The 6192-nt window shown below is 73.5% G+C and carries 5 protein-coding genes; 3 read left to right on the top strand and 2 right to left on the bottom strand.

The genetic code is table 11. From position 1 onward, the window contains the following. Positions 1 to 139: 139 nt before the first annotated feature. Complete coding sequence (locus ACIQWR_RS38130) at positions 140 to 1954, bottom strand: ABC transporter ATP-binding protein (RefSeq protein WP_404019696.1); 1815 nt, start codon at positions 1952 to 1954, stop codon at positions 140 to 142. An 81-nt stretch (positions 1955 to 2035) separates the two neighbouring features. Here ACIQWR_RS38130 and ACIQWR_RS38125 point away from each other — a divergent pair, with 81 nt between their 5' ends. From ACIQWR_RS38125 to ACIQWR_RS38115, 3 genes are all read left to right on the top strand, one after another. After that, the gene (locus ACIQWR_RS38125; RefSeq protein WP_404019694.1) at positions 2036 to 2176 is read left to right on the top strand and encodes a hypothetical protein; all 141 of its coding nucleotides are present in this window, start codon (positions 2036 to 2038) and stop codon (positions 2174 to 2176) included. A gap of 202 nt (positions 2177 to 2378) precedes the next feature. Continuing rightward, positions 2379 to 3446 (top strand): tetratricopeptide repeat protein, encoded by a 1068-nt coding sequence (locus ACIQWR_RS38120; RefSeq protein WP_404019692.1) that lies wholly within the window; start codon positions 2379 to 2381, stop codon positions 3444 to 3446. 50 nt (positions 3447 to 3496) lie between these two features. Beyond that, on the top strand, positions 3497 to 4549 hold the full coding sequence (locus ACIQWR_RS38115) for a polyprenyl synthetase family protein (protein WP_404019690.1): 1053 nt from the start codon (positions 3497 to 3499) through the stop codon (positions 4547 to 4549). A 237-nt stretch (positions 4550 to 4786) separates the two neighbouring features. On the opposite strand, the gene ACIQWR_RS38110 is transcribed toward ACIQWR_RS38115, so the two are convergent. After that, a complete protein-coding gene (locus ACIQWR_RS38110; protein WP_404019687.1) occupies positions 4787 to 5926 on the bottom strand; it encodes a mechanosensitive ion channel family protein in 1140 nt (379 codons plus the stop codon). Positions 5927 to 6192: the final 266 nt, after the last annotated feature.

The following is a 6192-nucleotide window of genomic DNA, read 5'->3' as shown; positions in this document are numbered from 1 at the left end:
GCGGCGCCCGCCGCCCGCCCGCCCGGGGGGGGCGGCCGGGGCCCCCGCGCGGTGGGCCCCTGCGGGGATGCCGGCGCAGGGCGGGGGGGGCGGGGCGCCGCCCCCCCCGGGGGGGGGGGCGGGCCCACGTCGGCACGGGTCAGCGCTGGTCGGACCGGGCGGGGCTGTCGTCGAGGAAGCCGCCCGACTGGTGCTGCCACAGTTTCGCGTAGGCACCGTCGCAGCCGAGCAGCTCCTGGTGCGTGCCCTGTTCGACGATCCTGCCCCGGTCGAGGACGACGAGCCGGTCCATGTGGGCCACCGTGCTGAGGCGGTGCGCGACCACGAGCGCCGTCCGCCCCTCCATCAGACGCCACAGGGCTTCCTGGACCAGGATCTCGCTCTCCGAGTCCAGGGCGCTGGTCGCCTCGTCCAGCAGCAGGATCGGCGCGTCGCGCAGGATCGCCCGGGCGAGCGCGACGCGCTGGCGCTGTCCGCCGGAGAGCTTGACGCCGCGCTCGCCGACCATGGTGTCCAGGCCGAGGGGCAGGGCGTCCGCGAACTCCGAGACGTGCGCCGCGTCGGCGGCGCGGCGCACCTCCGCCTCGGTGGCGTCCGGGCGGGCGAAGGTGATGTTCTCCCGCAGCGTGCGGTGGAACATGGCCGGGTCCTGCGGCACGTAGGCCATCAGGCCGCGCAGGTCCCGCTGCCGCATCCGGCTGATGTCCTGCCCGCCGACCAGGATCCGGCCGGCATCGAGGTCCGTCATCCGCAGCAGCAGCCGGGTGAGGGTGGTCTTGCCCCCACCGGACCGCCCCACGAAGCCGATCTTCGCCCCGCTCGGCACCTCCAGGTCGAGCCCCTCGAAGAGCGGGGCCGAGCCCGCGTGGGCGAAGTCCACCCGCTCGAAACGGATGTCCGCGGACCGGGTCGGCGGCGGCTGCGGCACCTGCGGATCGACGACGGTGGGCGGCTGCAGCAGCAGTTCGGTGAACTGCGCGGCCTCCGTCATCGAACTCTCCACGCGGCGGTAGACCTGGTTGAACTCGAACATGATCCGGGTGGCGTTGGAGAAATACGTGAAGGCCACCACGACCGCTTCCACGCCGTGCCCGCGCGCCGCGATCCCGACCGCGAGCAGCAGGCCCAGGGCGTTGGTGAGCACCGACAGCGGCGCGACGACGGTGTCGATGCGCAGGTTGCCGTAGTCCCACGACCGGAGCATGTGGCCCCGCGACTCGGCCACCCGCGAGCGGTGCTCGGCGGCCTCGCCCTCCTGCGCCGCGAAGGCGTGGATCGTGTCCATGTTCATGAGGGTGTCGGAGACGTGCCCCGACACCCTGGCGATCGCCTCCTCGCGCCCGCGGACGAGCGCTTGGCGGCGGCGGACGAGCGGAATCACGCAGGCCGCGGTCAGCGCGATCATGGACAGCAGGGCCACGACCAGCAGCGGGTCGTACTGCCAGAGCACCACCGACCCGAAGAGCAGCGGCACGAAGCGGCCCACGACCGCGAAGGTCAGCGTGTCGACCAGTTCCTCGAAGCGCGAGGCGAAGCTCAGCACGCGCTTGGTCAGTGATCCGGCGAAGTTGTCGTGGAAGAAGGCCGCGTCCTTCGCGAAGAGTTCGTCCATGCCGATCACGTACAGGTTCTCGATGCCGCTCGCGTCGAGCCGGTTCAGGCAGTGCAGCCCGATGCGCCACATCGCTTCGGAGAACAGGAGCACCCCCGCGAAGGCGAGGACGTACGGGAGCAGCGCCGCGAAGCCGGGCACGTCGTCGCCCGCGATGCGGCCCACGAGCTTCGCGACGATCAGCGGGGCGATGTAGTTGATGCCGATGTTGCCGACGGCGGGCAGCAGCATGCTGGGCGCGGTCAGCCACCGGCGTCGCGCCAACTCCCGCCCGTAGTAACGGAGTGCGAGGAGCACCGGCCCCTTCGCCGGTGGGTCGCCTCGTGCTGCGGACGTGTCCATGGTCCCCCTGCGTCATCATGCGGCGGTCGCGAAACCGCAGTCTCCCGCGCGTGCGTCCGGGCCGTCCAAACCTTTTCCCGTGTGGGTGACGCCCCCGCACGGGCGGACGACGTACGCGGCGGACGGGGCCGTGCCACGCTGGAAGCGGTGCCGGGTCCGCGTCGACCGGGGGCCAACGACCTCGCCCTCGCCCTCGTCGCCGCCCACCTCCAGGAGGGGTGACGTACCCGCGGGTATGGTCCTTTGGGCAGAGGTCGCCGCTCTTCGTCCTGCCACAGATGTACGGACACATCGGCTCAGAGGGGGACTCCACCCGCCGGTCCGTCTCCTACCTTCTTGATCAATGCGGAGTTCACCGCTCCACGGGGCGCACCGTTCCCTGGAGTTCACTGCTCCGCTTCGGCGATCGAGAAGCGAGACGACCATGTACGGCAAGGCATTCGCGCCCGAGTACCAGGGCTCCTTAGGAGAGCTCTCCGTCAACACCTCGCTGGAGGAGGTGCTGGAGAAGGCCCTGGAGGAGCGCCGGCGGGCCGATGCGGGCGGGGGCGGCGCCGCATCGGCGCACGCCGGGCTCGCCGTCGCCGAGGCCAGCAGGCGCCTCGGCCGGGTCGAGGAGGCCGAGCAGGCGTGGAAGGACAGCTACCGGGCGGCCCGCGGCGCCGGTGACCAGGGCGCGATGGCCTGGGCCGTGTGGAGCGGCGGCACCCTGGCCCGCCAGCGCGGCGCGCTCCCGCTGGCCCGACGCAGGCTCGCGCTCGCCGCCGAACTCGCCGAACGCGGCGGGGACGTCGTGGCCCGCGGCTACTCGCTGGCCGGACTCGCCGAGACGGGTCGCATCCAGGGCGACTACCCGGCCGTCGCCGCGCTCCACGAGAAGCTGCTGGCCGAGGCGCGCCGCCGGGGTGAGGCACGACACACGGTGTGGGCGCTGGAGGGCATCGCGCAGATGCACCGGGGCACCGGCTCCTTCGACACCGCGCTGGCCCTCTTCGAGGAGGCGGCCGGGATAGCGGGGGCGGCGGGCGACGACCGGGGGCGGGCCTGGGCGCTGCGCGGGATAGCCGACGTCCGCTCCGCACGGGGCGAGACCGACCCCGCCCTGGCCCTGCTGTCCGAGGCGGAGCGGATCTGCCGGGAGATCCAGCTGGTGAGCGCGCTGGCCTACAACCTCAAGATGCGCGGCAACGTCCTCTACCGCGCCGGGCGCTACCCCGAGGCCGAGGAGTGCTACACCGAGGCGCTGCGGGAGTTCCGCGCGATGGACGAACCGCGGGGGAAGGCCCTGTCCGGGCTGGGTCTGACCAAGGCCCGGGCCCGGCAGGGGCGTGCGGCGGGTCGGACCGCGGCCGACCTCGACGAGCTGGAGGTCGCGCTGGTCGGCATCGGGCTCCAGCACGCCCGTGCCATGATCGAGCGGGCGCGTGCGGAGCTGGGCATCGTCTCCGGGGGGCCGGGAACGAGCGCCGCCGACACCGCCCCGGTCCGCTGAACCCGAGCCCGCCCGCCCCTCCCGCACGGCCCACGACAGGAGCACCGCCCATGTCCGCGCAGACCGGTCCGCCCGCCCCCACGCTCCCCGCGACCCTGCTCCGCTCCCGGCGCCTGGTCGAGCCCGCGCTCCGCAAGGCCGTCCAGGAGCTGCACCCGACGCCCGGTCTGATCGCCTCCCACGCCTTCGGCTGGTGCGACGAGGACGGCACCCCGACCGACGACCCGGGCAGCAAGGGGATACGTCAGGCGCTCGCCGTCCTGGGCGCGGAGGCGGTGGGCGCCGCCGGGGAGGTGGCCGTGCCGGCCGCCGTGGCGATCGAGCTGGTGCACACCTTCTCGCTGGTGCACGACGACATCATGGACGGGGACGAGCGGCGGCGGCACCGGGCCAGCTCGTGGAAGGCCTTCGGCACCGGGCCGGCCGTACTGGCGGGCGACGCGCTCTTCGCCCTCGCCGTGCGCACCCTGGCCGAGGTCCCGGGCGAGCGGGGCGGGGAGGCACTGCGGCAGCTCACGGTGACCCTGGGCGAGCTGGTGCACGGGCAGGCCGACGACCTGCTGTTCGAGACCCGGCCGTGGACCGGGCCGGGGGCCGTGGACCTCGCCGAGTACCGGGCGATGGCGGACCGCAAGACCGGTTCCCTGCTCGCGTCCGCCATGACCTTGGGGGCCGTGCTCGCCGGGGCGTCGCCGGAGGCGGTGGCCGCCCTCTCCCGGGCGATGCGCCAGTGGGGCGTCGCGTTCCAGGGGCTGGACGACCTGCTGGGCGTCTGGGGCGACCCGCGGACCACCGGGAAGCCGGTCCACAGCGATCTGCTGCGCCGCAAGAAGACCCTCCCGGTCCTCGCGGCGATATCGCTGGACCCGACCGTCGGCCCCCGGCTGGCCGGCCTGCTGGGTGAGGAGGGGCCGGCCGGGGAGGACGGCGCGCGGCGCGCGGCGGAGCTGGTCGAGGAGGCGGGCGGGCGGGAGTACGCGCTCCAGGAGGCGCGCCGCCTACTGGCCGCTGCGCGCGCGGAGCTGTACGCGGCCCCGCTCGCCCCCGCCGCCGTGGACGAGCTCGTCGCACTATCGGAGGCCCTGCTGCGCCACGCCGGGTAGCCGGCGGCGGGCCACCGGCCCGGGGGGCGATGGCTCAGGGCCGGTGCCTCGGGGCCGGTGGCTAGTGCTGTGGCCGGAAAGGTTTGCCGGGTCGCGGTGTCCGGTGCGGTGCATCGCAAGGCGGAGGACCTCGACTCGTACTGGACGTACCGTCGTGGTCCGACAACGCCGCGAGGTGCCGTGCCGGGCGCCGCGACACGGTGAACCTTTCCGGCCACAGCACTAGGGGCCGGCCGGTCAGGACGTGCTGGTGACCGCCGGGCGCGGGGCCTCGCGCGGGTGCGGGACCGGCACGGGTACGGGTACGGGTACGGGTACGGCCACCGGAACCGGCACCGGCTGTTGCGGGGCGTCCCCCTGGAGGGAGACCGTCCGGGTCGGGGCGGGGATCGAGATGCCCTCGGTCCGGTACCGCTGGTGCAGGCGCTTGATGAACTCGTGCTTGATCCGGTACTGGTCGCTGAACTCGCCGACGCCCAGGATCACCGTGAAGTTGATCCGCGAGTCCGCGAAGGTGTGGAAGCGCACGGCCGCTTCGTGGTCGAGCACCGCCCCGTTGATGTCGGCCATCACGCTGTCGACCACCTCCAGGGTGACCCGTTCCACGTGTTCGAGGTCGCTCTCGTACCCCACCCCCACCTGGACCAGCAGGGACAGCTTCTGCTCGGGCTGCGTGTAGTTGGTCATGTTCGTGCGGGCGAGCCGCGCGTTCGGGATGATGACCAGGTTGTTCGACAGGTTGCGCACCACGGTGTTGCGCCAGTTGATGTCGACGACGTAGCCCTCCTCACCCCCGCTGAGCCGGATGTAGTCGCCCGGCTGCACCGTCTTCGAGGCGAGGATGTGCACGCCCGCGAAGAGGTTGGCGAGGGTGTCCTGGAGCGCCAGGGCGACGGCCAGGCCGCCCACGCCGAGGGCGGTGAGCAGCGGGGCGATGGAGACGCCCATGGTTTCGAGGGCGACCAGGGCGCCCATCGCGAGCACCACGACCCGGGTGATGTTGACGAAGATGGTGGCCGATCCGGCGACGCCCGTGCGCGACTGGGCCAGCGACTGGACGAGACCCGCGATCACCCGGGCCGTGCCGAGCGTGGCGAGCAGGATGAGCAGCGCGGTCAGGGAGTGGTTGACGAATCCCGCGATCCGCGTGGTCAGCGGGAGGGTCGAGGCGGCCACCGCGGCGCCCGCGATGAGGGCCGCGCCCGGTGCGAAGGTGCGCAGCGCGTCGACGATCAGGTCGTCGCCGCTCCAACGGGTGCGCTCCGCGTGCTTTCGCAGCCATCGCAGGAGGGCCCGGACGAGCAGCCCGGCGACGGCGCCCGCGGCCAGCGCGATCCCCGCGATCAGCCAGTCGTGCAGGACGAGGTCCCGGGTCACCGGCGGGCCTCCGCGGCGTGCTGGGCCGGGGCGGTGGCGGGCGCCGTCGGTCGGGGTATCGCGGGGGGCGGGGGTGTCGTCACCTTGTCACCTGTCAGTTCGTCGTGGAGGCCGTCCCGTTGGGATGCGGATGTACGCATTCCGAACGGGCTGCCATCCTGCCCCATGGCCGTGGCGCGCTCCGTGGCCGGGCCACCCGTCCGACGGTCCGTCAGCTCTCCATCAGGTCACTTGTCCCGGACCCTTGACTCTCCACCCGGCAGCCG

It is taken from the genome of Streptomyces sp. NPDC098789 (assembly GCF_044759975.1).
Taxonomy (GTDB): Bacteria; Actinomycetota; Actinomycetes; order Streptomycetales; family Streptomycetaceae; genus Streptomyces.
This window is presented reverse-complemented; position numbering and strand designations above follow the sequence as displayed.

Bases quoted from the DNA above. Each gene is read 5' to 3' on its own strand.
- ACIQWR_RS38120 (WP_404019692.1), top strand. From the start codon at position 2,379: ATGTACGGCAAGGCATTCGCGCCCGAGTACCAGGGCTCCTTAGGAGAG.
- ACIQWR_RS38130 (WP_404019696.1), bottom strand. From the start codon at position 1,954: ATGGACACGTCCGCAGCACGAGGCGACCCACCGGCGAAGGGGCCGGTG.
- ACIQWR_RS38115 (WP_404019690.1), top strand. From the start codon at position 3,497: ATGTCCGCGCAGACCGGTCCGCCCGCCCCCACGCTCCCCGCGACCCTG.